This window comes from Pseudomonas imperatae (assembly GCF_057128625.1).
In genome coordinates, this window is record NZ_JBSKHP010000015.1 from 25,915 (window position 1) to 52,857 (window position 26,943).

General features: G+C 64.7%; 22 protein-coding genes and 1 pseudogene. 9 read left to right on the forward strand and 14 right to left on the reverse strand.

The annotated features are described in order from the left end of the window. Positions 1 to 81 precede the first annotated feature (81 nt). Entirely contained in the window at positions 82 to 1,539 is a 1,458-nt protein-coding gene (locus ACWKWX_RS19260) for a hypothetical protein (RefSeq protein ID WP_483828594.1), read from the forward strand. Between the two features lie 123 nt (positions 1,540 to 1,662). After that, complete coding sequence (locus ACWKWX_RS19265) at positions 1,663 to 3,090, forward strand: hypothetical protein (protein WP_483828595.1); 1,428 nt, start codon at positions 1,663 to 1,665, stop codon at positions 3,088 to 3,090. Between the two features lie 83 nt (positions 3,091 to 3,173). Here ACWKWX_RS19265 and ACWKWX_RS19270 read toward each other — a convergent pair whose 3' ends face one another. The 9 genes and pseudogenes from ACWKWX_RS19270 to ACWKWX_RS19310 form a co-directional block, all read right to left on the reverse strand. Beyond that, entirely contained in the window at positions 3,174 to 4,037 is an 864-nt protein-coding gene (locus tag ACWKWX_RS19270; protein WP_416427531.1) for a methyl-accepting chemotaxis protein, read from the reverse strand. Positions 4,038 to 4,076: 39 nt separating this feature from the next. After that, positions 4,077 to 5,078 (reverse strand): annotated as a pseudogene (locus ACWKWX_RS19275) (methyl-accepting chemotaxis protein); the annotation flags it as partial. A gap of 249 nt (positions 5,079 to 5,327) precedes the next feature. Further along, positions 5,328 to 5,882 carry a sarcosine oxidase subunit gamma gene (locus ACWKWX_RS19280; protein ID WP_483828596.1) on the reverse strand — a complete coding sequence of 185 codons (555 nt, stop codon included), beginning with the start codon at positions 5,880 to 5,882 and terminating at the stop codon, positions 5,328 to 5,330. 3 nt (positions 5,883 to 5,885) lie between these two features. Continuing rightward, a complete protein-coding gene (locus tag ACWKWX_RS19285; protein WP_483828597.1) occupies positions 5,886 to 8,780 on the reverse strand; it encodes a 2Fe-2S iron-sulfur cluster-binding protein in 2,895 nt (964 codons plus the stop codon). Next, a complete protein-coding gene (locus ACWKWX_RS19290) occupies positions 8,777 to 9,073 on the reverse strand; it encodes a sarcosine oxidase subunit delta (RefSeq protein ID WP_483828598.1) in 297 nt (98 codons plus the stop codon). Before ACWKWX_RS19290 ends, ACWKWX_RS19285 begins: the two co-directional genes overlap by 4 nt. Before the next feature lie 10 nt (positions 9,074 to 9,083). Then, entirely contained in the window at positions 9,084 to 10,325 is a 1,242-nt protein-coding gene (locus ACWKWX_RS19295; protein WP_483828599.1) for an FAD-dependent oxidoreductase, read from the reverse strand. Next, positions 10,307 to 11,203, reverse strand: coding sequence for a bifunctional methylenetetrahydrofolate dehydrogenase/methenyltetrahydrofolate cyclohydrolase FolD (gene folD / locus ACWKWX_RS19300; protein WP_483828600.1), 897 nt, complete (start codon positions 11,201 to 11,203; stop codon positions 10,307 to 10,309). The genes ACWKWX_RS19295 and folD overlap by 19 nt, the downstream gene beginning before the upstream one ends. Beyond that, a complete protein-coding gene (gene purU / locus ACWKWX_RS19305; protein WP_416422319.1) occupies positions 11,200 to 12,066 on the reverse strand; it encodes a formyltetrahydrofolate deformylase in 867 nt (288 codons plus the stop codon). Before purU ends, folD begins: the two co-directional genes overlap by 4 nt. Before the next feature lie 287 nt (positions 12,067 to 12,353). Continuing rightward, positions 12,354 to 12,959, reverse strand: coding sequence for a helix-turn-helix domain-containing protein (locus ACWKWX_RS19310; RefSeq protein WP_416422320.1), 606 nt, complete (start codon positions 12,957 to 12,959; stop codon positions 12,354 to 12,356). A gap of 258 nt (positions 12,960 to 13,217) precedes the next feature. Here ACWKWX_RS19310 and glnT point away from each other — a divergent pair, with 258 nt between their 5' ends. The 5 genes from glnT to ACWKWX_RS19335 all read left to right on the forward strand — a co-directional run bounded on the left by glnT (position 13,218) and on the right by ACWKWX_RS19335 (position 19,021). Continuing rightward, positions 13,218 to 14,552 carry a type III glutamate--ammonia ligase gene (glnT, locus tag ACWKWX_RS19315; RefSeq protein WP_416422321.1) on the forward strand — a complete coding sequence of 445 codons (1,335 nt, stop codon included), beginning with the start codon at positions 13,218 to 13,220 and terminating at the stop codon, positions 14,550 to 14,552. 59 nt (positions 14,553 to 14,611) lie between these two features. Then, positions 14,612 to 15,517 carry a class II glutamine amidotransferase gene (locus ACWKWX_RS19320; RefSeq protein ID WP_483828601.1) on the forward strand — a complete coding sequence of 302 codons (906 nt, stop codon included), beginning with the start codon at positions 14,612 to 14,614 and terminating at the stop codon, positions 15,515 to 15,517. 11 nt (positions 15,518 to 15,528) lie between these two features. After that, on the forward strand, positions 15,529 to 16,212 hold the full coding sequence (locus ACWKWX_RS19325; RefSeq protein WP_416422323.1) for a GltB/FmdC/FwdC-like GXGXG domain-containing protein: 684 nt from the start codon (positions 15,529 to 15,531) through the stop codon (positions 16,210 to 16,212). Between the two features lie 11 nt (positions 16,213 to 16,223). Then, on the forward strand, positions 16,224 to 17,546 hold the full coding sequence (locus ACWKWX_RS19330) for an FMN-binding glutamate synthase family protein (protein WP_476301452.1): 1,323 nt from the start codon (positions 16,224 to 16,226) through the stop codon (positions 17,544 to 17,546). Between the two features lie 152 nt (positions 17,547 to 17,698). After that, a complete protein-coding gene (locus ACWKWX_RS19335) occupies positions 17,699 to 19,021 on the forward strand; it encodes an ammonium transporter (RefSeq protein ID WP_483828602.1) in 1,323 nt (440 codons plus the stop codon). 85 nt (positions 19,022 to 19,106) lie between these two features. Here the strand turns inward: ACWKWX_RS19335 and ACWKWX_RS19340 are convergent, their stop codons facing one another. Beyond that, on the reverse strand, positions 19,107 to 19,925 hold the full coding sequence (locus ACWKWX_RS19340; protein WP_416422326.1) for an NAD-dependent epimerase/dehydratase family protein: 819 nt from the start codon (positions 19,923 to 19,925) through the stop codon (positions 19,107 to 19,109). 238 nt (positions 19,926 to 20,163) lie between these two features. Here ACWKWX_RS19340 and ACWKWX_RS19345 point away from each other — a divergent pair, with 238 nt between their 5' ends. Then, complete coding sequence (locus tag ACWKWX_RS19345) at positions 20,164 to 21,471, forward strand: MFS transporter (protein WP_416422327.1); 1,308 nt, start codon at positions 20,164 to 20,166, stop codon at positions 21,469 to 21,471. 115 nt (positions 21,472 to 21,586) lie between these two features. Here the strand turns inward: ACWKWX_RS19345 and ACWKWX_RS19350 are convergent, their stop codons facing one another. Both ACWKWX_RS19350 and ACWKWX_RS19355 read right to left on the reverse strand, forming a co-directional pair. Continuing rightward, the gene (locus tag ACWKWX_RS19350; protein WP_416422328.1) at positions 21,587 to 22,624 is read right to left on the reverse strand and encodes an LLM class flavin-dependent oxidoreductase; all 1,038 of its coding nucleotides are present in this window, start codon (positions 22,622 to 22,624) and stop codon (positions 21,587 to 21,589) included. Between the two features lie 119 nt (positions 22,625 to 22,743). Then, entirely contained in the window at positions 22,744 to 23,229 is a 486-nt protein-coding gene (locus ACWKWX_RS19355) for a flavin reductase family protein (RefSeq protein ID WP_416422329.1), read from the reverse strand. 186 nt (positions 23,230 to 23,415) lie between these two features. Between ACWKWX_RS19355 and ACWKWX_RS19360 the strand changes: the two genes are divergently transcribed. Further along, positions 23,416 to 24,816 carry a purine-cytosine permease family protein gene (locus tag ACWKWX_RS19360; RefSeq protein WP_483828603.1) on the forward strand — a complete coding sequence of 467 codons (1,401 nt, stop codon included), beginning with the start codon at positions 23,416 to 23,418 and terminating at the stop codon, positions 24,814 to 24,816. Between the two features lie 154 nt (positions 24,817 to 24,970). Here ACWKWX_RS19360 and ACWKWX_RS19365 read toward each other — a convergent pair whose 3' ends face one another. Together ACWKWX_RS19365 and ACWKWX_RS19370 are read right to left on the reverse strand one after the other, a co-directional pair. Continuing rightward, complete coding sequence (locus ACWKWX_RS19365) at positions 24,971 to 26,122, reverse strand: ABC transporter ATP-binding protein (RefSeq protein WP_416422331.1); 1,152 nt, start codon at positions 26,120 to 26,122, stop codon at positions 24,971 to 24,973. Next, entirely contained in the window at positions 26,119 to 26,940 is an 822-nt protein-coding gene (locus ACWKWX_RS19370; RefSeq protein ID WP_416422332.1) for an ABC transporter permease, read from the reverse strand. The genes ACWKWX_RS19365 and ACWKWX_RS19370 overlap by 4 nt, the downstream gene beginning before the upstream one ends. Positions 26,941 to 26,943 lie beyond the last annotated feature (3 nt).

Below are 26,943 nucleotides of genomic sequence, written 5' to 3' on the forward strand. Positions count from 1 at the left end.
GTTTCCTTTTCGCGCGCCACCCTGTAGCCGCAGCCTGCGGCCGCGGCTACCGGGACCTCGCCTGCCAAATCAGGAAAACCCATGAAACGTGTTGCCCTTGCCCTGGCCATCGCCGCGACCGCCGCCTGCGCCCACCAGTCCACCCCGGCGCCCGCGCCCGCCGCCCCGGTGGCCAAGGCCCAGCCGACGCTGAAGGTGCCGGCCCCGGTCGACAAGGCCAACCAGCTGATGTTCGACATGGTCAAGCGCACCCCGCTGAGCAACAGCGTGCTGCGTGACGGCGACCAGCTCAGCTTCATGGTCATCCGCCCCAAGGATGACACCCTGCGCCAGGACATCATGATGCAGATCCAAGCCTCGTGCGTGGAGCCATCCGCCAAGCTGATGTACTTCGACGGCGGCAAGCGCTCCTACGTGAAGAGCCAGGACGGCCTGTACATGCCCGCCGTGCGCATGCGCAAGGATGTGGCCCAGGCCCTGTTGAAAAACCCCGATTTCGTCGACGCCTGCACCAGCACGCCGCAGCCGGACTGGCGTGTGGTGCGCACCGCCGCCAACGGCCAGCAGACCCTGATCGACCGCGCCAGTATCAAGCCCCAGGGCAACACCCTGCGCTTCTGGACCGCGTGGGATGAACCGGTCACCACCTTCGACCTGCCGTACTACGCGCCCATGGCGCAGAAGCGTGAATACGTGGCGGTGGACTGCACCCAGCAGACCTTCAAGGTGCTGTCGGGCTTCGACCTGGACGAACGCAACAACGTCACCGACGGCGCCGTGCACTTCGTGCCCGAGGCCCAGCAGATCGCCCGCGACACCGACAACCACGCCACCTACAAGGCCATCTGCGGCAACCCGCAGGCGCTGGAAAAACTCCCGGCGTTCAGCCCGCGGGTGAAAGCACCGCTGGCCGGCCCGTTCCCCGGGGTGATGGCGCTGCCACTGGCCGCCGTGCACAAGCTGGGCATGCCGGCGCCGCGCAAGCCGCTCACCTACCTGTCCGAGACCGGCACCGCCAACGGCCCCAACGGCGAAGTACCGCTGAACGTCGACACCTTCATCAAGCCTGACGCCACCACCGGCCAGCTGGCGGTGCGTTCCACCAGCGATGGCTTCGACAGCAGCGAAATCTCGTTCCGTGGCCTGTTCTCCCTGGCCAGCAAGACCACCTTCCATGGCCTGGACACCGTGTTCGAAAGCTCGTCGGTGATCGACGCGCACTTCACCGGTGACTGGCGCACTATGCCGGTGGGCAGCACCGTGGGCGTGGTGCTGGACACCAGCGCGGTCAGCGGCAACACCGGCGCCATCCTCACCCACACCAACGTGCAGTGCGCCATCAAGAGCCAGGTCAGCGCCGCCCAGGTCAACCCGCACCTCAGCGGCCAGGCCAAGCTGGTGCGCTGCACCGTGAGCAGTGACAAGCGCCAGAGCGTCGATACCCTGTACTACCTGGAGGACTACGGTTACTTCTACCAGTCGGGCACCGACAAGAACGACCAGTACTACAGCCAGCGCCAACTGAAAAAGGTCCACTAAACCCGTAGCAGCTGCCGCAGGCTGCGTCCGGCCCCACCGCGGGATCCCTGATGCACCGGCGGTGGCCAAGGACGCCGCCTGGCGGCAGCTGCTACGGGTGGGTGTTTCATGGAGAGAAGTGTTATGCAACGTCTGCCCCTGGCCCTGCTGATTGCCCTCGTGGCCGGCTGCGCCCAGCACGCGCCCAGCCCCGAGGCGCCGAAGCCGCACGTGCCAACCGACGCGGAAAAAATGCTCAGCGACACCCTGGCCCTGCCGCCCGTGCCCGAGTCAGTGATGCGCAACGGCGACACCCTCAGCTACCTGGCCGTGCCCCCCGTCACCGAGCAGCAACCCTACCCGTTCGCCGCGCAAATCGAGGCGTCGTGCAGCAGCTACCAGGCGCGCATTGCCTACGTGCAGGGCGAGAAACGCGTGTACTTCGGCAGCAGCAACGGCGGCTACATGCCGCCGCGCGACGTGCCTGACGAACTGGCCGGCAACCTCAAGAGCAACGCCGCCTTCAAGGCCGCGTGCCAGGCCACCGCGGTGCCGGAGTGGCGGGTGATCAAGGGCGGCGACCAGGTGTTCTGGGTGTTGCTGGACCGCAATAGCCTCAAGGCCGAAGGCGACGAGATGCGCTTCTGGGCCGCCCTCGACGAGCCCACCGTCACCGCCAGCCGCCCCTACAACGCCCCCAGCGCGCAGAAGCGCGAGCACTACGCCGTGGACTGCGGCAAGCAGAGCTTCCGCCTGCTGATGGGCTACGACGTCGACGAGCGCGACAAGGTGACCGACGGCAAGCTGTTCAAGGACCCGCAGCCGCAGCCCTTCAGCCGCAGCGTGCCCGAGTACCAGACGCTGTTCCGCGCCGTGTGCGCCAAGCCCGAGGCGCTGGCCCAGCTGCCGGCGTTCAGCCCGCGCAGCAAGGCGCCCATCAACACGCCGCTGCCGGCGGTGGGCGCGGTGCCCATGACCGCCATCAAGCACCTGAACCTGGCGCCGCCGCGCAAGGCGTTCAAGCAGACCCTGGAAACCGGCATGGCCAACACCGCCAAGAGCAACCTGCCGATTCGCGAAGAGCGCTTCTTCGAGGTCGACAAGGCCAGCGGCCAGCTGGGCATCCGCACCCGCGCCGACAGCTACGAAGGCAGCGAAGTGAGCTTCCGTGGCCTGGTGGCGCTGGCGCAGAAGACCCGCTTCTTCGGCAAGACGGTGATGACCGAGGACTCGATGCTCACCAACCTGACCTTCAGCGGTGACTGGCAGCAGATGCCGGTGGGCCAGGAGCTGACCTACATCACCCAGGGCAAGCGCAAGAACTCGATGATGGGCGACCTGGGCGAGAGCCGCCAGGTGGTCAAGTGCAAGGTGGACAGCGAGGCGCCGGCGGCGCAGCTCAACGCCAGCCTCAGCGGCCAGGCGAAGAAGTTGCGGTGCAGCGGGGAAGGGGACCCCTACAACCGCGTGGACACGGTGTGGTACCTGGAGGACTACGGGTACTTCTTCAAGCAGGGCACCGACAAGAACGCCCTGTACTACGACGACCGCACGCTCAAGACCGTGCAGTGACCTGTGGGAGCTGGCTTGCCAGCGAGCTTTTCAGGCCCTCGAAAAGCTCGCTGGCAAGCCAGCTCCCACCAGGTTTGTAGCCGTTACACGCGGAAGTGGCTGACCATCATCTGCAGCTGTCCACCCAGGCGCGCCAGCTCGACGCTGGAGGCCGCGGTTTCTTCGCTGGCTGCCGCGGTCTGTTCCGACACGTCACGCACGTTGATGATGCTGCGGCTGATCTCTTCGGCCACCGAGCTCTGTTGCTCGGCCGCCGCGGCGATCTGCTGGTTCATCAGCTGGATGTTCGACACCGTGCGGGTGATGTTCTCCAGTGACACGCCGGCCTGACGGGTCAGGGCCACGCTGCTGTCGGTCAGCGCGCTGCTGCTGAGCATCACGTTGGCCACTTGCTGGGTGCCGGTCTGCAGGCCGGCCACCAGGCCTTCGATTTCCTCGGTGGACTTCTGCGTACGCTGGGCCAGGCCACGCACCTCGTCGGCCACCACGGCGAAACCGCGGCCGGCTTCACCGGCACGGGCCGCTTCGATGGCAGCGTTCAGCGCCAGCAGGTTGGTCTGCTCGGCCACGGCCTTGATCACGTCCATGACCTTGCCGATCTTGTCGCTTTCCTGCTGCAGGTGGCCCATGGCCTCGGTGGAGCGCTTGACCTCGGCGGCCAGGCGTTCGATCTGGTCGATGGCCTGGTTCACTACCTTGTCACCGTCACGGGCCTGGCCGTCGGCATCGGTGGCGGCCATGGAGGCCTGCTCGGCGTTGCGCGCGACTTCCTGCACGGTGGCAGTCATCTCGTGCATGGCAGTGGCCACCTGGTCGGTTTCCACCTTCTGGCTGTTGACCCCGGCGCTGGTTTCCTCGGTCACGGCCGACAGTTCCTCGGCGGCGCTGGCGATCTGGGTCACGCCGTCGCGGATGCTGGTGATCAGCTCGCGCAAGGTGGTGCCCATGTTCTGGATACCTTGCTGCAACACGCCCAACTCGTCCTTGCGGGTCACGCGCAGGGTCTGGGTCAGGTCGCCGTCGGCGATGCGTTTCACCGCGTCCAGGGTTTCCTGGATAGGGCGGGTGATCTGGCGGGTGATGATCAGGGCGGCGGCGATGCCGAACAGCAGGGCCAGCAGCGTGGCGATCAACTGCACCGATTGCGCCTGGGCGCTCTCGCTGTCGCGGCGGTCCAGTTGCAGTTTGTACAGGGCGTCGCTGATGCGCACGATCTCGTTGCCCTGGTCGGTCATTTCCTTGCGGGCCTGGACGATGTCGGCGTTGGCGGCCTTGAAGCGGTTCAGCGCAGCGCGGTAGCTGTTGACGGCGCCCTCGTACAGCTTGATGCCGTCCTGTTGGCCCGGCAGCGCGCCATACAGCGGGGCCACGGCGGCCTGGGCGGCGTCGAGCTGGGCGAACGCGGTCTGTTCGTTGGCGGCGCTGGCGTCGCCCAGGTAGCCGCGTACTTCGTAGCGCACCACCAGCAGCAGGTCTTTGGCCTTGGCCACGGCCACCACTTCTTCCATGCGGCGGTCAGCCTGCACCGACAGGTTGACCTTGTCGATGGTCTGGAACGCCGCCAGGGCGGTGTCGTTCAGGTCCTGGCGCGCGGCGTTGCTGGCGCGGTAGGCGGCACGCATCTTGTTCAGCGAGACCTTGTAGGCTTCCAGCTGGCCGTTCTGCTCCTTGAGCAGCTTGATGTTTTCCGGGCTCTTGAAGGTGTCGAGGATCTTCTTCTGCTGGGCCTCGAAGCCGTCCAGGGTGGTCTGCACCAATTGCGCCGCGGTGTCGTCGCCGTTGGCGAGCATGTACTGCAGGCGCGCCACGCGCAGTTTGGTCAAGGCAGAGTTGAGCTGGGTGATGTCACTCATCCAGTTGCTGCGGTTAATCAGGCCACCCATGCTGTTCCAGCCGGTGGCGGCCAGCAGGGTGGTCAGTACCAGCACCAGGCCAAAGCCCAGTCCCAGCTTTTTGTTCACGCTTATGTTGGCAAACCAACTGTTCATTCTTCCCTCCGGAAACTTGTGCGCTTCTTGATCGTTGGTTGCTGGGGGGTATTTTTTTATCGTTGGCAGCCAGCAGTTTTTTTCTTCTTAGGCACGGTTTATCGGCGGGGAAAGCGCAAACATGAAATTTTAGTCATAAGCCTGTAGCCGCTGCCGTCAGGCTGCGCTGGCCCTGTGCCTCGCTGAAGGTGTCCAGTGAATGTGGGGGCCAGCGCAGCCTGGCGGCAGCGGCTACAGGTGGGTGGTGTATCAGGCGAACTCTTGCAGGGCGTCCTGGACGGCGGACAGGAAGTATTCGTGGGAGGCGCGGTCGAACAGCACGTCGAAGGTCGGCACCTCGCCGCCTGCGTTGATGATGATCACGTTGATGCGCGCCGCCGAGGTCTGCGCCACCGCGCCGGGGGCGAAGGCCTGGGCGCGCAGGTCGACGGCGCACAGCTTGGCCATCAGCGCCGGCAGCAGGCTGCCGCCCAGCCGTATCCAGGCGTGGCTGTCCTGGCGCGGCAGCAGGTAGTTGGCGCTGTGGTCCAGCGCCCAGCGCGCCTCCTCATCGGCAATGCGCTGGCCCTGATCGCCCTGGCTGCCCAGCAGCAAGTACTCGGTCTGCGACAGGCGCGCCACGCGGCTGCCATCGGCCTGGGCCACGGCGCGGTTGGCGGCCTGGGGCAGTTCGAAGCCACGCTGTTGCAGGTAGGCGGCGCTGTCGGCGCCGCGGAAACCCACCCGGGGCAGGTCGGTGAGGTCCAGCAGGGTGCAGGGCTGCACAGCCTGCCCGATGTAATCTTCAGCTTTGAGACTGGACATGGCTTACAACTCCTGGCGCAGGTTATCAGGGTCGAAAAACGGTAGTTTGACCACGGTGGCTTCGACGACGATGCCGCCTTCCACGCGGATCGGGATCTTCTGCCCGGGCTGGCTCTGGTCGAAACCGGCGTAGGCCAGGCCGATCACCTGGCCCAGGGTTGCGGAGTATTCGCACGAGGTGACGTTGCCGCTGATGTCCGCGCCGCTGAGCACCAGGTGGCCTTCGAGCGGCTGCACGCTGCCCTTGGGCAAGGTAAAGCCCACCAGCTTGCGAGTCATGGGCTGCGCTTCGAGGATGTCCACCGAGCGCCGCCCCACGAAGAACGGTTTGCTGCGGCTGACCGCCCAGCCCATGTCGATCTCGGCCGGGTGGGTCATGCCGTCGGTGTCCTGGCTGATGATCACGTGGCCTTTTTCCAGGCGCAGCAGGCGCTGGGTCTCGACGCCGAAGGGGCGGATGTCGAAGGCCTTGCCGGCGTCCATCAATGCATCCCACAGCTTCAGCGCGTGGCGGGCGGGCACGTGGATTTCATAGCCCAGCTCGCCGACGAAGCCCACCCGCAGCAGCCGCGCCTTGATGCCGGCCACGGTGCCCTGGCGCACCGCCAGGTAGGGGAAACCGGCCGGTGACAGGTCCAGGTCGCTGCAGACTTTTTCCAGCACCTTGCGCGCGTCCGGCCCCGCCACGTTCACCGCGGAAATGGCCGCGGTGACGTTGGCGATGTCGACGTTCAGGCGCCACTGGGCGTTCCACTTGAGCATCTGCTGGTAGATACGATCGACGCCGCTGGTGGTGGCGGTGACGTAGAAATGGTTGTCGGCGAAGCGTGCGCACACGCCGTCGTCGATCACCACGCCGTGCTCGTTGGTCATCAGCGCGTAGCGCGAACGGCCCACCGGCTGCTTGAGGAAGGCGAAGGTGTACAGGCGGTTGAGCAGTTCGGCGGCGTCCGGGCCGCGCACGTCCAGGCCGCCCAAGGTAGAAACGTCGATGATGCCGACCTTGTTGCGCACGTGCAGCGCCTCGGCCTGCATGCACTGCTCGCGCTGCGAGGCCTTGCCGTAGTAAGCCGGGCGCTGCCAGATGCCGGCGGGCATCATTTTCGCCCCGGCTTCCAGGTGGCGGCGGTGCAGCGGTGTCTGCCGATACGGGTCAAAGGCGCGCCCGGCAACGTGGGCGAGTTTCTCGGCCACGAACGGCGGCCGCGCGGTGGTGACGCCGGTCTCGCTGATGTTGCGCTGGGTCGCTTGCGCCACCAGGCGCGCCGTGGGCAGCGCCGAGTGACGGCCCTGGGACGGGCCCATGCCGACGGTGGAATAACGCTTCACCAACTGCACGTCGCGGTAGCCGATTCTGGTGGCATTGATGATGTCTTGCACCTGCAGGTCTTCATCGAAGTCGACGAAGTCCTTGCCCTTGGGGTGCGGGAAAATCGGCCAGGGGAAATTGACCCGGGCCTCGGGCGCCAGGCTGGCGCGCGCCGGGGCACCCAGGCCCAGGGCGGCGGCGATGGCGGCGGCGCAGTTGCTGGCGTCGGCCAGCACGTTCTGCAGGCTGTGGCAGCCATTTACCGAACCGGCCACGTGGAGGATCTTCGGCAGGCCGCTGAGGGTGAATTCCGCCAGCTGGTCGTCGTAGGCCAGCTTGCCACCGGCCTGGCACAGCAGCTGGTACACCGGCATGTAGCCGCCGGACATGCACAGCAGGTCGCAGTCCAGTTTCACCGCGCTGCTGGCCACCTGGCCCTGGCCGGTGATCTTGCGCAGCTCGACGCCGCTGACGTGGCGCATGCCGCGCTCGTGCAGGGCCTCGAACACTGTGGTGTCGACGTGCAGCGGAATCGAACGCTGGTCCAGTGCGCGCAGCAGGGCGCGGTCGGCGGGGCCGTTGCGCAGGTCGACCACGGCGGCCACTTTCACGCCCTGGTCGTGCAGGTCCAGCGCCGCCAGGTAGCCGTCGTCGTTGCCGGTGAGCACCACGGCGGTGTTGCCCGGCTTCACCGCGTACAGCTTCATCAGGCGCTGGGCGGCGCTGGTGAGCATGATGCCGGGCAGGTCGTTGTTGCGGAAAATAACCGGCTGGTCGAACGAGCCGCTGGCGACCAGGCACTGGCTGGCGCGCACCTTGTACAGGCGCTTGCCCTGGATGACCGGCAGGTAGTTGTCGGTGAACCAGGCGTTGCAGGTGGCCCGGGTGAGCACCTGGATATTGGCGTGCTGCTCGACGGCGCTCACCAGTTCGCGACGCAGGGTTTCGGCGCGGGTGCCGTCGATGTCGAAGCGCGCGTAGGTCAGCGAACCACCCAAAAGCGGGCTTTGCTCGATCAACAGCACCTTGGCCCCGGCATTGGCCGCAGTCAGCGCTGCCTGCAGGCCGGCAGGCCCGGCACCCACCACGGCCAGGTCCGTGAACAGGTAGGCCTTGTCGTAGTACTCGGGCTGGAACGTCAGGTCCAGCACGCCCAGGCCGGCTTTCTTGCGGATGATGGGTTCCCACACCTTCCACATGCCCTTGGGCTTGTAGAACGAGCGGTAGTAGAAGCCCACCGGCATGAACTTGGAGAACTTGCCCAGCCAGGCGTCCTTGTCGTTGTCCAGGGTGCCGTTGAAGTTTTGCCCGCTGGCTTGCAGGCCCTGCTCCAGCGGCTGCATGTCGGCCAGGACGTTGGGCTCGCGCGGCAGTTGTACCAGGCTGTTGGCGTCCTGCCCGGCCATGCTCAACGGGCCGCGCGGGCGGTGGTATTTGAACGAGCGCGAGAGCAGGAAGCGGCCGTTGGCGAGCAGGGCGCTGGCGAGGCTGTCGCCGGCGAAGCCCTGGTAGGGCGTGTCGTCGAAGCTGAAAGTCAGCGGCTGTTCGCGGTCGATCAGCAGGCCCATGGGGGCGGGGAGGCGGTTCATCCGGCGATCTCCTGGGTGGGGAATTCGACGCGGGTGGTGAAGACTTCCTTCGGGTCGAAGGTGCGGATGATCTCGTCGGTGACCGTGTGCCGCTCGGCCAGGAACCAGTAGCTGGACGGTGTGTGCATCCACCACTCGCGCACCACGCCGGCGAGGTTCTCGCAGTTGAACACGTAGTCGGCCCATTCGGCGTCGGTGCAGGTGGCCGGGTCGGGCATGGCCTTGAACTCGCCGCCGTAGGTGAATTCGCTGATGTTGCGCGGCCCGTTGAGCGGGCAATTCATGATTTTCATCGTCCGTTCCTCAGTGGCTGGCCGCGGTGGCGCCCATTTCGTTGACCTGCTTGAAGGTGGAAAAACGCGCCAGGCTGAACGGCTTGATCAGCTCCGGCACCTTGCCGCCGCTGGCCACCAGCTCGGCCATGGTCTTGCCGCAGATGGGCGTGGCCTTGAAGCCCCAGGTGCCCCAGCCGGCGTCCAGGTAGTAATTCTTCACCGGGCTCAGGCCCATGATCGGGCTGTAGTCCGGGGTCATGTCGGTGATGCCGGCCCACTGGCGCATCAGCTTGGCGTTGGCCAGGAAGGGGAACATCTCGATGGCGTGGGCCAGCAGGCTTTCCTTCAAGTCCAGGGTGGAGCGGGTGTTGAACAGCGGGTACGGGTCGGAACCGCCGCCGAACACCACCTCGCCACGGCTGGTCTGCTGCACGTAGCAGTGCAGCGCCGAGGAACTCACCAGCGGGTCGAGGAACGGCTTGAACGGCTGGGTCACCATGGCCTGCAGGGGGAAGGTCTGGATCGGCGAGCGAATGCCGGCCTTGGCCATCATCTGCGAACTCATGCCAGCGATGGCCTGCACCGCGCAGCCGCACTGGACGGTGCCGCGGTTGGTCTTCACGGCGGTGATGGCGCCGTTCTCGATCACCAGTTCCTGCACTTCGGTGAGCTGGTGGATCTCCACGCCGCGCTTGGCCGCCTGCTTGGCGTAGCCCCAGGCCACGGCGTCGTGGCGGGCGGTGGCGCCGTCCATGTGCCACAGGCCGGCCAGCACCGGCAGGTGGCCGGGGTCCAGGTTGAGGGTGGGCACCAGTTCGCGGATCTGCTGGCGGTCGATCATCTCGGTGCGGCCGCCGAAGTGCTTGTTGACCTCGGCGCGCTGGCGGAACGAGCGCACGGTGGCGTCGGTGTGCGCAAGCGTCAGCTGGCCGCGGTGCGAGTACATGATGTTGAAGTCGAACTCGTTGGACAGGCCCTCAAACAGGCGCACCGATTCGGCGTAGAACTTCACCCCTTCGCTGGTCAGGTAGTTGGAGCGAATCACCGCCGTGTTGCGTGCGGTGTTGCCGCCGCCCAGGTAGGACTTTTCCAGCACGGCGATGTTGGTGATGCCGTGGTACTTGGCCAGGTAATAGGCCGTGGCCAGGCCATGGCCGCCACCGCCGATGATCACCACGTCGTAGCGGGGCTTGAGTTCCTTGGGCGCGGGCAGGTCAACCTCGACCGGGTACTCCGAGCTCAGGCCATATTTCAACAGGTTGAAAGGCATGGGGCCTCCGACGGGCTGCGTGGGGGGGTGGCCTGCTGCAGCGCAGCGGTCAGGGTGTTCTTCATCAGGAAGGCGATGGTCATCGGCCCGACGCCACCGGGCACCGGGGTGATGGCGCTGGCCACGGCCAGGGCGCTGTCGAAATCGACGTCGCCCACCAGGCGGCTGCGGCCGCCTGCTTCGATACGGTTGATGCCCACGTCGATGACCACGCAGCCGGGTTTCAGCCAGCTGGCGTCGAGCATCTGCGGGCGGCCGACGGCGGCCACCACGATGTCGGCCTGGCGGCACAGCGCGCGGGCGTTGACGCTGCGCGAGTGCAGCACGGTGACCGAGCAATGGGCCTGCAGCAGCAACGCCGCCATGGGCTTGCCGACAATGTTCGAGCGGCCGATGACCACGGCGTGCTTGCCGCTCAGGTCGCCCAGCGTGGCCTGCAGCAAGTGCATGCAGCCGCTGGGCGTGCAGGGGGTGAGCACGTCGCGGCCCTGGCTGAGGCCGCCGACGTTTTCACTGTGAAAACCATCGACGTCCTTGCTCGGCGCAATCGCCTGCAACGCCAGGGCTTCTTCTATATGGGCCGGTAGCGGCAGTTGCAGCAGGATGCCGTTGACGCTGGTGTCGGCGTTCAACCGGGCGATCAAGGCCAGCACGTCGGCCTGTGGGATATCGGCGGGCAGGCGGTATTCCAGCGAGCGGATGCCGGCTTCCTCGGCGCGCAGCACCTTGTTGCGCACGTAGACGTGGCTGGCGGGGTCATCGCCCACCAGGATCACCGCCAGGGCCGGGTGGATACCGTGCCGGGCGATATCGGCTTTTACCTGGCGCAGCACCCCGGCCGCGGCGGCCTTGCCGTCGATCAACTTGAGGCTGTTCACCGGAAGATCACCGTGCGGTCCTGGTTGAGGAAGACGCGGTGCTGCAGGTGGTATTTCACCGCCTTGGACAGCGCCACGGTTTCGGTATCGCGGCCTATGGCGACCAGATCGTCGGGCAGGTAGGCGTGGTCCACGCGCTGCACTTCCTGCTCGATGATCGGGCCTTCGTCGAGGTCGCTGGTGACGTAGTGGGCGGTGGCGCCAATCAGCTTCACGCCGCGCTGGTAGGCCTGGTGGTAGGGCTTGGCGCCCTTGAAGCCGGGCAGGAACGAGTGGTGGATGTTGATGGCGCGCCCCGCTAGCTGCTTGCACAGGTCGTCGGAGAGGATTTGCATGTAGCGGGCCAGCACCACCAGGTCGGTGCCGGTTTCGTCCACCACCTTCATCAGCTCGGCCTCCTGGCGCGCCTTGGTGTCCTTGGTCACGGGCAGGTAGATGAAGCGAATGCCCTCGCGCTCGGCCATGGGCCGCAGTTCCAGGTGGTTGGAGACGATGGCGGTGATGGTCATGTCCATCTCGCCCTTGTGGTAGCGGTACAGCAGGTCGGTGAGGCAGTGGTCGAACTTGCTCACCATCAGCAGCACGCGCATGGGCTGGCTGTTGTCGTGCAGCTCCCAGTCCATGTCGAACTGGCCGGCCACGTCGCCGAAGCCGGCTTTCAATTGATCGATGTCACCGGCGTGGCCGTCGTTGAAGCGAAACACCGCCCGCATGAAAAACCGCCCGCTCAGCTCGTCGTCGAACTGGGCCATCTCGCCGATGTAGCACGCGTTGCCGGCCAGGTACGAGGTCACCGCCGCGACGATGCCCGAGGTGGCCGGACAGCTGATCTTGAGAATGAATTGGTGTTTTTCGTGTTGCATGGCTTGTCCTCGGGGGAAGGGTGGCGGCAGCGCATCGCAGGGCGAAAAAAGGCGTCCCACAGGAAATTGCCTGTGGGGAATAAAATATTCCTTGGTGGGTTTTATAGGGGAAAGCGCGGGGGGCGTCTAGAGGGGTGGTGAAAGTTTTTTAACTGGCAGGAATTTTATTGGGGGGGGTTGAGGCACGAAATCAATCCCTGTGGGAGCTGGCTTGCCAGCGAGCTTTTCAGGCCCCAAAAAGCTCGTTGGCAAGCCAGCTCCCACAGGTTTTGATCAAGGCCCCCGGCTTACTGGTTCTCGCTGCCGTAATTCATGATAGACAGCAACTTGATCGGCACCTGCACCAGCTGCTCCGGCCCATGGGGGATCTCGCCGTCGAAGGTCAGGCTGTCGCCAGCCTCCATGCGGTACAGCTGGTTGCCATGGCGGTAGATCAGCTCGCCTTCCAGCAGGTGCAGGAACTCGGTGCCCGGGTGCGAGAAGGTCGGGAACTCCTCGCTGGCGTCGTCCATGCTGACCATGTACGCCTCGAAGCTCTTCTTCGGCCCGCGGGTGTGGTTCAGCAGGTGGTAGGTGTGGCCCTTCTCGGTGCCGCGGCGCACCACCTCCAGGCCTTCGTCGGCCTTCACCAGCAGGGCGCTGCTGCCTTGCTGGTCGTACTGGCTGAACAGTTTGGACATGGGCATGCCCAGCACGTCGCACAGGCGGCTGAGGGTGTCGAGGCTGGTGGACACCTGGGCGTTCTCGATCTTGCTCAGCATGCCCTGGCTGATGCCGGCGATGCGGGCCACGTCGGCCAGCTTGAGTTCCTGCGCCTGGCGCTGGCGCTTGATCTGCATCCCCAGGTACTGCTCCAGCTTCAAACGTGGTTGGGGGTCGATAGGCATGTTCATAAAGGCCTGCACGGTTTCTGTACATTAATATTAGTTTCGCACCATGAATGTGCAAATCCGGGGAGCTCCGCCGTCCGGCGTTTGCTGGTATTCCCCCTGGGAAAACTATATTCCCATATAGACAGAGTACAAAGCTCGTTTTCGCGAACAGGCACCGGCATCGGCAAATCTGGCAAGCGGCTTGCATTCCCATTGGGAAAGTAAGTTTCTTTAGCGGAATAAACGATCAGCCAGCCAGTCGCGAGGAGTGAAGTGCACATGTTGCCAGAAGAAACCCAGCGCATTATCGAGCAGCACGGGATCAAGTACGTGCTGGCCCAGTTCGTCGATATCCACGGTGCGGCCAAGACCAAGTCGGTGCCGGTGTGTGGCCTCAAGACCGTGGCCGAGGAAGGCGCGGGTTTCGCCGGCTTCGCCATCTGCGGCATGGGCATGGAGCCCCACGGCCCGGATTTCATGGCCCGCGGCGACCTGGCCACCCTGACCCCGGTGCCCTGGCAGCCGGGCTACGGCCGCGTGGTGTGCATCGGCCATGTGGACGGCAAGCCCCACCCGTACGACAGCCGCTACGTGCTGCAGCAACAGGTGCAGCGCCTGGCCGACAAGGGCTGGACCCTGAACACCGGCCTGGAGCCCGAATTCAACCTGATGCGCCGCGATGGCAGCGGCAAGCTGCAACTGGTGGACGCCAGCGACAACCTCGACAAGCCCTGCTACGACTACAAGGGCCTGTCGCGCTCCCGTGAATTCCTCGAACGCCTGACCGAGGCGCTGCAGAAGGTCGACTTCGAGATCTACCAGATCGACCACGAGGACGCCAACGGCCAGTTCGAGATCAACTACACCTACAGCGACGCCATGACCTCGGCGGACCGCTTCACCTTCTTCCGCATGGCCGCCGGCGAGATCGCCAACGACCTGGGCATGATCTGCTCGTTCATGCCCAAGCCCGACCCCAAGCGCGCCGGCAATGGCATGCACTTCCACCTGTCGATCGCCAGCGCCGACAACAAGAACCTCTTCCATGACGCCAGTGACCCCAGCGGCATGGGCCTGTCGAAGCTGGCCTACCACTTCGCCGCCGGCCTGTTGGCCCACGGCCCGGCGCTGTGTGCGTTCGCGGCGCCCACGGTCAATTCCTACAAGCGCCTGGTGGTGGGCAACTCGCTGTCCGGCGCCACCTGGGCCCCGGCCTTCATCGCCTTCGGCGCCAACAACCGCTCGGCCATGGTCCGCGTGCCCTATGGCCGCCTGGAGTTCCGCCTGCCCGATGCCGGCTGCAACCCGTACCTGGTCAGCGCCGCGATCATCGCCGCGGGCCTCGACGGCATCGACCGCCAGCTGATGCCCGACCAGGTCTGCAACGAAAACCTCTACAAGCTGAGCCTGGAAGAAATCGCCGCGCGCGGCATCAAGACCTTGCCGCAGTCGCTCAAGGAAGCCTGCGACGCACTGGAAGCCGACCCGCTGTTCAGCGAAGTGCTGGGCCAGGAAATCGTCGGCGAGTTCATCAAGCTCAAGCGCATGGAGTGGGTGGAATACAGCCGCCACGTCTCCGACTGGGAGATCCAGCGCTACACCGAATTCTTCTGATTCTTACCCTTCAATGAAGCGCTGGCGGCGCCTGTGCCGCCCAGCGAAGGAGACCTGTTATGTGTGGAATCGTGGGGCTGTACCTGAAGAACCCGCAGCTCGAAGCCCAGTTGGGCAAGCTGTTCGAACCAATGCTGGAGGCCATGACCGACCGCGGCCCCGACAGCGCCGGTTTTGCCATCTACGGCGACGAAGTGGCTGATGGCTGGGTCAAGCTGACCCTGCAAAGCACCACCGAAGGTTTCGATTTTCACGCACTGATGAGCGCCCTTGAAGGCCAGCTGGGTTGCTCGCTGGACTGGTTCCAGAACGCTACCGCTGCGGTGCTCAAGGTCAACACCGACGAGGCCAGCGCCCGCGCCGCCCTGGCCGAGCTGGCGCCTGAACTGCGCATCATGAGCGCCGGGCAGAGCATCGAGATTCTCAAGGGCATGGGCCTGCCACGGGAAATTTCCCAGCGCTTCGGCCTGGCTGGCATGAAGGGCAGCCACATCATCGGCCACACCCGCATGGCCACCGAAAGCGCGGTGACCATGGAAGGCAGCCACCCGTTCTCCACCGGCGCCGACCTGTGCCTGGTGCACAACGGCTCGCTGTCCAACCACTTCCGTCTGCGCCAAGAGCTCAAGCGCGAAGGCATCACGTTCGAGACCGACAACGACACTGAAGTGGCCGCCGGCTACCTGACCTGGCGCCTGCAGCAGGGCGACTCGCTGAAGGAGGCGCTGGATAACTCGCTAGAAAACCTCGACGGCTTCTTCACCTTCGCCATCGGCACCCGCAACGGTTTCGCGGTGATCCGCGACCCGATCGCCTGCAAGCCGGCCATCCTCGCCGAGACCGATGACTACGTGGCCATGGCCTCGGAGTATCAGGCGCTGTCGAGCCTGCCGGGCATCGAGCACGCGAAAATCTGGGAGCCGGCACCGGCCACCCTTTACGTCTGGGAACGCGAGTCGGCCTAAGGAGCACGCACATGAAAACCATCGACCTTTCCACTGCCAGCGTGCGCGACCTCAACCAGGCGCTGCACGACCAGGTCAACAACGTTGAAGACCGTGAGTGGGTGGTGACCCATTCCAACGGCAAGCACAACCTCGCCGTGGGCGTGAACGAGGCGCTGTCCATCGATATCCAGGGCCACGCCGGCTACTACTGCGCGGGCATGAACCAGAAGGCCTCAATCACCGTGCACGGCAACGTCGGCGTCGGCTGCGCCGAGAACATGATGAGCGGCTACGTGCGGGTCAAGGGCAGCGCCTCGCAGGCGGCCGGGGCCACGGCCCATGGCGGCCTGCTGGTGATCGAGGGCGATGCCGGCGCCCGCTGCGGCATTTCCATGAAGGGCGTCGACATTGTCGTCGGCGGCAGCATCGGCCACATGAGCTGCTTCATGGGCCAGGCCGGGCGCCTGGTGGTGTGTGGCGATGCCGGCGATGCGCTGGGCGACTCGCTGTATGAAACCCACATCTACGTGAAGGGCAAGGTCGAGTCCCTGGGCTCGGACTGCATCGAAAAAGAGATGCGCGCCGAGCACCTGGAAGAACTGCAGGAATTGCTCAACCGCGCCGGTTTCGCCCACCAGGCCAGCGACTTCAAGCGCTATGGCTCGGCCCGTCAGCTGTACAACTTCAAAGTCGATAACGCGTCCGCGTACTGAGGAGCATTGATATGAGCGAGAAGAACCCTCCGGTGCTGCGCGAGTCCGCCACCTTCGACCGCCTGACCATCCAGGAAATCCAGCGTGCCGCCGAGACCGGCATCTACGACATTCGCGGCGGCGGCACCAAGCGCAAGGTGCCGCATTTCGACGACCTGTTGCTGCTGGGCGCCAGCGTGTCGCGCTACCCGCTGGAAGGCTACCGCGAGAAGTGCGGCACTGACGTTATCCTCGGCAACCGTTTCGCCAAGAAGCCTATTCACCTGAAGATCCCGGTGACCATCGCCGGCATGAGCTTCGGCGCGCTGTCGGCCAACGCCAAAGAGGCCCTGGGTCGCGGAGCCACCATTGCCGGCACCAGCACCACCACCGGTGACGGCGGCATGACCCCCGAAGAGCGCGGCCAGTCGCAGCACCTGGTATACCAGTACCTGCCGTCGCGCTACGGCATGAACCCGGACGACCTGCGCAAAGCCGACGCCATCGAGATCGTGCTCGGCCAGGGGGCGAAGCCCGGCGGCGGTGGCATGTTGTTGGGCATGAAGGTCACCGAGCGCGTAGCGGGCATGCGTACGCTGCCCATTGGCGTCGACCAGCGTTCGGCCTGCCGCCACCCGGACTGGACCGGGCCGGATGACCTGGCGATCAAGATTGCCGAGATCCGCGAGATCACCGACTGGGAAAAGCCCATCTACGTGAAGATCGGCGCCAGCCGGCCGTACTACGACGTGAAGCTGGCGGTGAAGGCCGGCGCCGACGTGATCGTGCTGGACGGCATGCAGGGCGGCACCGCCGCGACTCAGGAGGTGTTTATCGAGCACGTCGGCATTCCGATTCTGCCGGCCATTCCACAGGCGGTACAGGCTTTGCAGGAGATGGGCATGCACCGCAAGGTGCAGCTGATTGTGTCGGGCGGCATCCGCAACGGCGCCGACGTGGCCAAGGCCATGGCCCTGGGTGCCGATGCGGTGGCCATCGGCACCGCCGCGCTGATCGCGTTGGGTGATAACCACCCGCGCCTGGACGAGGAACTGAAGCAGCTCGGCTCGGCGGCCGGTTTCTACGATGACTGGCAGAACGGCCGCGACCCGGCGGGCATCACCACCCAGGACCCGGAACTGTCCAAGCGCCTGGACCCGGTGGAAGGCGGGCGCCGCCTGGCCAACTACCTGCGCGTGCTGGTGCTGGAAGCGCAGACCATGGCCCGCGCCTGCGGCAAGTCGCACCTGCACAACCTCGACCCCGAGGACCTGGTGGCGCTGACCGTGGAAGCCGCGGCCATGGCGCGGGTGCCGTTGGCGGGGACCAGTTGGGTGCCTGGCAGCGGGTATTGAGTTGAGCCCGGACGCGGCCTGCGGCCGCTGCTACCCCCGTAGCAGCGGCCGCAGGCCGCGTCAGTGCCCCAAGAAGAGGCCAACAACGCCCGAAGTTTTCCCCACTTAGCTTGCTGCCAGACAACCTTCCATTCCTCGCAGGAGCTTCGAAAATGGTCAACCGTCTACCCGGCATTTCCCTCCTTGCATTAACCCTCTTCTCCACCCTGGCCAACGCCGCCGACACCCCGCCGCCAACCCTGAACCTGGGCAGCAGCGCCTGGATGATCACCGCCGCCGTCCTGGTGCTGTTCATGTGCCTGCCGGGCCTGGCGTTGTTCTACGGCGGCCTGGTGCGGGCGAAAAACATGCTGTCGCTGTTCACCCAGTGCTTCGGCATCGCCGGCGTGGTCGGCGTGTTGTGGGTGATATACGGCTACAGCATGGTGGTCGACACCACCAACATGGTCGACGGCCAGGTGACCTTCAACAGCTTCGTCGGCGGCCTGAGCCGGGTGTTCCTGGCCGGCATGAACGCTGACAGCATCGTCGGCGACATTCCCGAAGGCGTGTTCGTGACCTTCCAGATGACCTTCGCCATCATCACGCCGGCGCTGATCGCCGGCGCCTTCGCCGAGCGCATGAAGTTCTCGGCGGCGCTGATCTTCATGGCCGTGTGGTTCACCCTGGTCTACGCGCCCATCGCCCACATGGTGTGGGGCGGGGCAGGGGCCTTGATGCACAACTGGGGCACCCTGGACTACGCCGGCGGCACCGCCGTGCACATCAACGCCGGCGTCGCGGCGCTGGCCGCGTGCATCCTGCTGGGCAAGCGCAAGGGTTATCCACATACGCCGATGCCGGCGCACAACCTGAGCTTCACTATGGTCGGCGCGGCCATGCTGTGGGTGGGCTGGTTCGGCTTCAACATCGGTTCGGGCGGTGGCCTCAGCGGCATCTCCGGCATCGTCATGATCAACACCCAACTGGGCGCCTGCGCTGGCATCATCGGCTGGATGTTCACCGAATGGTTCAAGGCCGGCCGCCCCAGCGCCCTGGGCCTGGCAAGTGGTGCGTTGGCGGGCCTGGTGGGCATCACGCCGGCGTGCGCCTACGTGGGCACTGGCGGTGCGTTGGCCATCGGCCTGCTGTGCGGGGTGATCTGCTACCTGGGCGCCACCAGCCTGAAACGTCGCTTCGGCTACGACGACAGCCTCGACGTGTTTGGCCTGCACGGTATCGGCGGTATCGTCGGCGCGCTGCTCACCGGCGTGTTCTGCGTACCGTCACTGGGCGGCTACGTACCCAACGTCACCATCGCCGGGCAGCTGTGGGCGCAGTTCAAGGGCGTTAGCTTCACCTTCGTGTATTGCTTCGCGGTGAGCTGGATCATCTTGAAGGTGATCAAGGCGGTGATTGGCTTGCGCGCGGATGAAGCTACCGAGGAGTTGGGGCTGGACTTGGGTGAGCATAATGAGAGTGCTTACAACCACTGATCCTGCCATGCGGTGGTGACTAGGACGCGGCCTTCGGCCGCTGCTACGGCGGGTAGCAGCGGCCGAAGGCCGCGTCAGGGGGCCGTCAATTGTCGCCGAATGGACCGGCTGCCACGAACGCGCCGCCCTGGTAAACCATGGTCGGGTCATCGGCCGGCGGCATCGGCTGCGCTTCCACCTTGGCGCGGAACGGCTCGCTGCTGTCCTTGGGCTGGTAGCCCAAGTGTGCTGCGTAGCGGTTATCCCACCAGTTGGGGGTGTTGTCGGAGGCGCCGTACACCACGGTGTGGCCGATGTCGGCGGTGTACAAACCGCGGGCGATCAGCTGGGTCAAGTCGTCGAAGCTCAGCCAGGTGCTGAGCATGCGGCGGTTCTGCGGTTCGGCGAACGAGGAGCCGATGCGGATGGTCAGGGTCTGGATGCCGTAGCGGTCGAAATAGAAGCTGGCCATGTCTTCGCCATAGCATTTGCTCAGGCCGTAGTAGCTGTCCGGGCGGCGGGCGCTATGGGCGTCCAGCACCTCGGTCTGCTTGTGGAAGCCGATGACGTGGTTGGAACTGGCGAAAATCACCCGCTTCACCCCATGGCGGCGCGCTGCTTCATAAATATGAAACACCCCGCAGATATTGGCGCCCAGGATCTCTTCGAACGGGCGCTCTACCGACACGCCACCAAAATGCACGATGGCATCCACGCCTTCCACCAGGTGGTGCACCGCCTGTTTGTCGGAAAGGTCGCACAGCTGGAATTCTTCCGTCTTGTCATCCACGGCGCCGATGCTGGCGATGTCGGACAGGCGCAGGGTGCGGCAGAAAGGCTTCAGGCGTTGGCGCAGTTCCTTGCCCAGGCCGCCAGCGGCACCGGTCAGCAGCAGGCGGTTGAGGGGTTTGCTTGGGGTGGTCATGGGCGGCTCTGGCCTCTTGTAAATTATTGTTGGGTAGATGTCATCGTACAACTTGCGGCGAATTATTGGGAGCGCAGCCTGTCGCTGTCAATCGACGAAGCGCGGAATCGGCATTGACACCTATTCGCCAGTATCGCTATAAGGTGGTTATACGACAACGTATGACTAAATGTGTCGATAGCGCGATTCCCTCCTGTGGATAACGCTCACCTAACAAAAATACAATCAAGGTGATGTGATGAAGATTAAAGGCATCCGTTGGTGGATGGTGGCCCTGGTCATGGGCGGCCTGATCGTCAACTACCTGGCCCGTAACACCCTGTCGGTCGCAGCGCCCACGATGATGAGCGAATTGACCATCTCCACCGAGCAGTATTCCCACATCGTCGTCGCCTGGCAGATCTGCTACGCGCTGATGCAACCCATTGCCGGTTACATCCTCGATGCCATCGGCACCAAGATGGGCTTCGCGGTTTTCGCCCTCGCCTGGTCGCTGGCCTGCGCCGGCGCCGCCCTGGCAACCGGCTGGCAGAGCCTGGCGTTCCTGCGCGGCCTGCTGGGGCTGACCGAAGCCGCCGGCCTGCCGGCCGGCGTCAAGGCCACCACCGAATGGTTCCCGGCCAAGGAGCGCTCGGTAGCCATTGGCTGGTTCAACATCGGCTCCTCGGTGGGCGCGCTGCTGGCACCGCCGCTGGTGGTCTGGGCCATCCTGCACAGCGGCTGGCAGCTGGCGTTCCTGATCGTCGGCGCCGCCGGCATCGTCTGGAGCGTGGGTTGGCTGTTCCTCTACAAGCACCCGCGTGACCAGAAGCGCCTCAGCGACGAAGAACGCGAGTACATCCTCAGCGGCCAGGAAGCGCACTTCAAGGAAGAACCCAAGCAGCGCGGCAGCTGGAAAAAGATCGTCGCCAGCCGCAACTTCTACGCCATCGCCTCGGCGCGCATCCTTTCCGAGCCGGCCTGGCAGACCTTCAACGCCTGGATCCCGCTGTACCTGATGACCGAACGGCACATGAACATCAAGGAAATCGCCATGTTCGCCTGGCTGCCGTTCCTCGCCGCCGACCTGGGCTGCGTGCTGGGCGGCTACCTGAGCCCGATCTTCCACCGCTACTGCAAGGTCTCGCTGTTCACCTCGCGGAAAATGGTCATGCTGTTCGGCTGCTCGTGCATGATCGGCCCGGCCTGCATCGGCCTGGTCGACAGCCCCTACATGGCCATCGCCCTGCTGTGCGTAGGCGGTTTCGCCCACCAGACCCTGTCGGGTGCGCTGTACGCCATCACCTCCGACTCCTTCGGCAAGAACGAAGTGGCCACCGCTACCGGTGCCGGCGGCATGTTCGGCTTCCTCGGTGCTGCGGCGTTCACCGCTGTGTTTGGTGTGCTGGTCACCCAGGTTGGCTACAGCCCGTTGTTCGTGGTGCTGGCGATCTTCGACATCATTGCCGCGATCATCGTGTGGACGGTGGCGCGGGAGGTGGTGCGGATCAAGCCGGAGGCGGATGCGCCAGGTGTGGTGCAGGGTGGGGCGGTGGTGGGGTCTTGATTTCCTGAACCCCTGACGACGCGTTCGATGGGGAAACAACAACCTTGTGGGAGCTGGCTTGCCAGCGAGCTTTTAGGGCCTCAACAGCTCGCTGGCAAGCCAGCTCCCACATGGACTAGCGGAACGCCGGCACCACGTGGTCGATGAACAGCTTCAGCGACTTCTTCTTCTCTTCATGGGGCAAGCTGTTGTCACACCAGAAGCTGAACTCATCCACCCCCAGCTCCTGGTAATACTTGATGCGCGCGACGATCTCTTCCGGCGTGCCGATCATGGTGTTTTTGCGGATGTTCTCCAGCTGGAACTCCGGGCGTTCGGCGAATTTTTCTTCCGGGCTTGGGTCGAGGAAGCCGTTCACCGGGGTGGTCTTGTTGCCGAACCAGGCGTCGAAGGTGCGGTAGAAGCGCGAGATGGCCTTGGCGCCGACCTGCCAGCCGTCCGGGTCGTCCTTGGCGTGCACGTGGGTGTGGCGCAGCACCATCAGTTGCGGGCGCGGGATGCTCGGGTTGTTGGCCAGCGCGGCTTCGAACTTGTTCTTCAGGTCCACCACTTCCTCGTCGCCTTTCATCAGCGGCGTGACCATGACGTTGCAGCCATTGGCCACGGCGAAGTTGTGCGAGTCAGGGTCGCGGGCAGCGATCCAGATCGGCGGGGTACGCACTGGTTTCGGCACGCTGGTGGAGGTGGGGAATTTCCAGATCTCGCCGTCGTGGGCGTAGTCGCCTTCCCACAGCTTGCGCACCACCGGCACCATCTCCCGTAGGGCGTTGCCGCCGCTGCTGGCGGGCATGCCGCCGGCCATGCGGTCGAATTCCACCTGGTAGGCGCCGCGGGCCAGGCCCACTTCCATGCGGCCGTTGCTGATGACGTCCAGCAGGGCGCATTCACCGGCTACCCGCAGTGGGTGCCAGAACGGCGCGATGATGGTGCCGGCGCCCAGGTGAATGGTGGTGGTCTTGCCGGCCAGGTACGCCAGCAGCGGCATCGGGCTAGGCGAAATGGTGTATTCCATGGCGTGGTGTTCGCCGATCCAGACGGTGCTGAAGCCGCCTTTTTCGGCCATCAGGGTGAGCTCGGTCAGGTCTTCGAACAGCTGCCGGTGGCTGACTTGCTCATCCCAGCGTTCCATATGCACGAACAGGGAAAACTTCATGACGCGTACCTCGGATCTTTTGTTTTTGGCCCGCCGAAAGCGGGCCTGATGCTGTGGGAGCGCCAAGGCGCTGCGGTCGTATTATTGGTATACCATAATACCAACAATCTGCAATGTCTTTATGCGAAGGCGGGCAGCGCGCCCATCTTGCCGCGGCAGTACACCAGCGGGGTTGGGCCCTGTTCAGGGACCACCAGGTTCTTCACCGCGCCGACCATGATGGCGTGGTCGCCGCCTTCGTATTCGCGCCACAGTTCGCACTCGATGATGGCCACGGCGCCCTTGAGCAGCGGGTTGCCCAACTCGCTCAGGGTCCACTCAAGGCCTGCGGCTTTGTCCTTGCCCTTGCGCGCGAAGGCGTAGGCTTCGGCCTGCTGCTGGCCCGACAGCAGGTGAATGGCGAAGCGCTTGTTCTTGATCAGCACGGGGTAGGAATCGGAGCTGTAGTTGGGGCAGAACAGCACCAGCGCCGGGTCCATGGACAGCGAGCTGAAGGCACTGGCGGTGAGGCCCACGACCTGGCCGTCGTCGTCCAGGGTGGTGATCACGGTCACGCCCGAAGGGAAGGAGCCCATGACGTTTTTGTAGACGGTGGCGTCGATCATTTGGTGTTCCTCGGTAGGCAGCGGCTGAATTGGTTTTATGCCGCTTTGTTGTCTGATGGTATGCCAAGTTTTCGCTTGTGGAAAGCTTGGAATACCATAATATGGTCTTCGTTCTGGAGGCCGTCGATGAACGGCCCCCGAATTGCATTTCCATACAAAGACAAGAACAGAGAATCGAGTGCATCCATGTCCCAGAAGACCGAACAGACGCAACTGATCGAAAACCATACGGTGGATTACGTGCCGTTAGCTGAGCGCCATGGGAAGGCGCGCGATTTCTTTACCTTGTGGTTCAGCACCAACATCGCCCCCCTGCCGATCGTGACCGGGGCCATGGTGGTGCAAGTGTTCCACCTCAACTTGCTGTGGGGGCTGATCGCGATCGTCCTTGGCCACATGATCGGCGGGGTGGTGATTGCCCTGGCCTCGGCCCAGGGCCCGCGCATGGGCATACCGCAGATGGTGCAAAGCCGCGGCCAGTTCGGGCGCTACGGCGCGCTGCTGATCGTGTTCTTCGCGGCGATTATCTACGTGGGCTTCTTCATCTCCAATATCGTCCTGGCAGGTGAATCGATTCACGGCATCGTCAATGCCGTGCCGCTGCCCGCCGGCATCATCATCGGCGCCCTTAGCGCCACCGCCATCGGTGTGATCGGCTACCGCTTTATCCACACCCTCAACCGCATCGGCACCTGGGTGATGGGCAGCGCACTGCTGGCCGGCTTCGTGATGATCTTCAGCCACGACCTGCCGCTGGACTTCTTCAGCCGTGGCGCCTTCAACCTGTCGGGCTTCCTGGCCACGGTGTCGCTGGGCATCATCTGGCAGATCAGCTTCTCGCCCTACGTGTCGGACTATTCGCGCTACCTGCCGGCGGATATCGGCATTGCCCGGCCGTTCCTGGCCACCTACGCCGGTGCCTGCCTGGGCACCATTCTGTCGTTCAGCTTTGGCGCGGTGGCGGTGCTGGCAACCCCCGAAGGCACCGAGGCGATGGCGGCGGTGAAGCAGGCCACCGGTGGCCTGGGGCCGATATTGATGGTGCTGTTCCTGCTGAACATCATCAGCCATAACGCCCTGAACCTGTATGGCGCCACGCTTTCCATCGTCACCTCGATCCAGACCTTTGCCGGCAGCTGGACGCCGAGCATCAAGGTGCGCGTGCTGCTGTCGGCCGTGGTGCTGGCGGGCTGCTGCTTCATAGCGCTGGGCGCTTCGTCGCACTTCATCTCGCACTTCATCGGGTTGATCCTGGCGCTGTTGCTGGTGCTGGTGCCGTGGGCGTCGATCAACCTGATCGACTTTTACCTGATCAAGCGTGGCAGCTATGACATTGCCTCGATTTTTGCCGCCGATGGTGGCGTGTATGGGCGGTTTAACCCCCATGCGATCGTGGCGTATTTCATTGGCATCCTGGTGCAGTTGCCGTTCGCCAATACCTCGCTGTATGTGGGGCCGTGGGCGAACGTGATCGATGGGGTGGACCTGTCGTGGCTGGTGGGGTTGGTGGTGACTTGCCCGCTGTACTGGTGCCTGGCCACCCGCGGCCATCAAGCCCAAGCCGCAAAGCTTGCGTATAGCGAATGACCCATGGGCGTTGCTCCCTCTGACGCCATCGCGGCCAAGGCCGGCTCCTACACAGTCCGAGGTAGGAGCCGGCCTTGGCCGCGATGCAGGCAACGCGATTCCGGCATGAAAAAAGGCGCCTGTTGAGGCGCCTTTTTTGTGGGTGGGATCAGGCTCAGTGCGCGCCGGCCGCCTTGTTAAGGTCGCCTTCGGCCCACTCGGTGTACACGCAGGCATCGGCCGTGGCCCAGCGCACTCGCACCGGGTCACCGGCCTTCAGCGGCATGCCCGCGGCGCTCAAGGCCTTCACGGTCATGGCGGTGCCGCCGGCGGTGATCACGCTGCAGGTCTGGCTTTCGCCCAGGAACAACACCTCGGTGACTTTCGCCGCCACCTCGTTCCAGCCCGCCTGCAACGGCTCGCTGGCCGCCTGGGCCACGCTCAGGGCCAGGGCTTTCTCCGGGCGCACCATCAGCAGCACGTCCTGGTCAGTGCGCAGGTTGGCCGTGAGGCGAATCGACAGCGGTTGGTTTTCGAAGGTCGCGGCGGCGTTGCCCTGGGCCTTGAGCTTGAGGAAGTTGGAATTGCCGAGGAACGAGGCCACGAAGGCGTTCGGCGGGTTCTGGTAGAGGTCGTAGCCGGTGCCCAGGCCGACGATCTTGCCGTGGCTGAAGATGGCGATGCGCTGGGACAGGCGCATGGCCTCTTCCTGGTCGTGCGTGACGTAGACGATGGTGATGCCCAGCCGGCGGTGCAGCTGGCGCAGTTCGTCCTGCAGGTCTTCACGCAGCTTCTTGTCCAGCGCGCCCAGCGGCTCGTCCATCAGCAGGATGCGCGGTTCGTACACCAGCGCGCGGGCGATGGCCACCCGTTGCTGCTGGCCGCCGGACATCTGCGACGGGCGCCGGTGGGCAAAGGCCTCCAGCTGCACCAGCTTGAGCATGGCGTCGACGCGCTTCTTCACCTCGTCCGCCGAGTGCTTGCGGATGCTCAGCGGGAAGCCGATGTTGTCGCGTACAGAGAGGTGCGGGAACAGCGAATAACGTTGGAACACCATGCCGATGTCGCGCTTGTGCGGCGGCACGTTTACCAGCGACTGGCCGCTGACCAGGATCTCGCCGCTGCTGGGCGTCTCGAAGCCGGCCAGCATCGACAGGGTGGTGCTCTTGCCCGAGCCGCTGGAGCCCAGGAAGGTGAGGAATTCGCCGTCCTGGATGTCCAGGGAAATGTTATCCACAGCGGCGAAGTCGCCGTAGTGCTTGTTCAGGTTGCGCAGGCTGACCAGGGTTTTGCCTGGCTGGGCGGTTTCGTTGATCACGGCACTCATTTGACTACTCCCAGACGCATTTCATTGCGCCGACGCAGGGCGGCGGCGATGACCATCACCATGACTGACAGGGCGATCAGCAGCGTCGAGGCGACGGCGATCACCGGGGTCAGGTCCTGGCGCAGGGTGGTCCACATTTTTACCGGCAGGGTTTGCAGGGTAGGGCTGGCCATCATCACGCTAAGCACCACTTCATCCCACGACACCAGGAACGCGAACAGGCCGCCGGCCACCATGCCCGGGCGGATGCCGGGGAAGGTCACCTTGAAGATCGCCTGCAAGCGCGAGGCGCCGCAGATCACCGCGGCGTCCTCGATGGACTGGTCGAACAGCTTCAGCGAATTGATGATGGAAATGATGGTGAACGGCAGCGCCACGATCACGTGGCTGACCACGAAGGCGAACAGCGTGCCGGTGTAGCCCAGCTTCAGGAACAGCGCATACACCGCCACGGCGATGATCACCAGCGGCACGATCATCGGCAGGGTGAACAGCCCGTAGAGCATTTCCCGGCCAGGGAACTTGCCGCGCACCAGCGCGAAGGCGGTGGGCAGGCCCAGGGCCACGGCGAAGAAGGTGGTGAGTACCGCCACCTTCAGGCTCGACACGGCGGCGTCCATCCAGTCGGCGTTGGAGAAGAACTGCACGTACCACTTCAGCGTCCACCCCGGTGGTGGGAACACCAGCCACTGGGACGAGCCGAACGACAGCAGCACGATGAACACGATGGGCAGCAACAGGAACAGCGCGATGATGCCCGTGGTGGTGTACAGGCCGACACGCAGGCGCGTGCTCATGGCATTGGGGGTCAGCAGCATGTC